This window comes from Motilibacter aurantiacus (assembly GCF_011250645.1).
Lineage (GTDB): Bacteria > Actinomycetota > Actinomycetes > Motilibacterales > Motilibacteraceae > Motilibacter_A > Motilibacter_A aurantiacus.
The window spans coordinates 1-1,705 of sequence record NZ_JAANNO010000031.1 but is presented as its reverse complement, the minus strand read 5'-3'; the positions used below and the strand labels follow the sequence as shown (position 1 = coordinate 1,705).

The 1,705-nt window shown below is 70.7% G+C and carries 1 protein-coding gene; it reads right to left on the bottom strand.

Features of this window, described 5'->3' with window-relative positions; all coding sequences use genetic code 11:
- Positions 1–203 precede the first annotated feature (203 nt).
- Positions 204–1,583, bottom strand: coding sequence for an IS1380 family transposase (locus G9H72_RS20665; RefSeq protein ID WP_166174735.1), 1,380 nt, complete (start codon positions 1,581–1,583; stop codon positions 204–206).
- Positions 1,584–1,705 lie beyond the last annotated feature (122 nt).

Genomic DNA, 1,705 nt, shown 5'->3' with positions numbered 1-1,705 from the left:
GGTCGGTCCCGCGGTAGACCGATCGTCCGGTGATCCGAGGGTTAATCAGGGCTCGTCGGACTGAGCCCTGATCCACCGGTCGTCTTCGGTCGGGTGCGATTCTCGGGGTCGTCGGACGTCGTTGGGGTGGAGGGCGTGGTGGAGCTGCCGGTCTGTGCCGGCGCTTCCACTGGTTCTCCGGTTGGGCCCGTTGGGGCCGGTGGTCAGGTCGTGACGGGTCGCGGTGGTCCGGTCGCGACGTCCCAGAGCGCAGCCCAGGCCGGTGCCCAGGGCCAGCGTGTTGGTAGGTGCATCACCAGGCGGCGTCCGGTGGCAGCGAGGCGGGCGGGGACGGTGATGATGCGTCGGCGCAGGGTCGCCCACCGTGCGGTGGCCATGCCGGCGGCGATGCTCGCGGCGCGGGCGAGGTTGAAGGCGAGGGCGGCGAAGGCGACCCAGGCGGCGTTGGCGGCGTAGTGGCCCGAGGGCAGGTGGGCCAGGGGCCCGTCCTTGAGCTCGGCGATGACCTGCTCGATGATCGCGTGGCCGCGGTGGCGTTGATCGGCCTCGATGGTGCTCAGGGTCGAGTTCGTCACGAACGCGTGGTGACGCCAGTCCGCGAACAGCTCGCCCTGCACCGACCCGTCGGAGGCGCGTGGTTGCAGGCGCCGGACGCGACGCACGACCAGGCGGCAGTGGACCTGCTTGGCCTTGGGCAGGGACGTGAACGCGGTGAACTCGATCTCGGCGACCTGGGCGTCGGAGACCCAGGCGCCGACCTGGGCGTCGAAGACCGCGGTGGGGTAGGTGATCGGGGCCCACGCGTCCTCGCCGATGGAGGCGATGGCCTTGACCACGGCCGGGTTCATCCGCGCGGTGACGGAGAACCACGCGTCATGGCGCACCGCTGCGGCGAGCACGTCCCGCAGGTAGTAGGCCGAGTCCGCGCGGACCATCACCTGCCCGCGCGCCCCGGCGGCTCGGGCGGTGTTCACCGCCTGGGCGATCAGCCGCGGTGCGCCGGCGTGGGAGATCACGTTCCCTCGTCGCAGCCGGGCCCGGGCGATCACCGGCGCCGCGGTGGGGGTGGACACCGTGGCGAGCTGCACGTTCAGGCCCCGCACCTTCGAGTACCCGAACCCGGCGGCCTGCTTGGCATAGCCGTGGACTTCGCGGATGGTGTCGTCCACGTCGACGAACACCATGCCGTTCTCGGCGCGTCCGCCGGCGAGCAGCCCCGAGACCTGCCTGGTCAGGCCTGCCAGGACACAGCCAGTGATCTTGTCGATCTGCTGGACGTGGCCGTGGGTGAACGTGCGCAGGAACGTGCCCAACGTCGACGGGGCTCGCACCCCCGCGACGACCCGGGCCATACCACCGGCGCGCAGCAGGTCCAGGTCATCGATGCTGTCCGCGCCAGCGAGCATCCCCGCGATCACGCTGCGGGACTTGTCGACCGCATTCGGGCTCGGCACGCTCAGGTGCTCGGCGAGGAGGCCGTCCAGGCCGGCCCGTCCGGCCAGCTCGAGCACGGGCACCAGCCCGGCGGCCGACACGAGGTTCGCCTCATCGAAGACAGGCACGATGCTGTGGCAGGCTTTCACTTACGAGATGCCCTTCGTGAGCAGTGGGATGACGATGTCGCAATCGACATCCTCCCTGCTCAGAAGGGCATTCTCGCTGTTCGCCACGCACCACCACCCACCTCAGGCCGGTGGATCAGGGC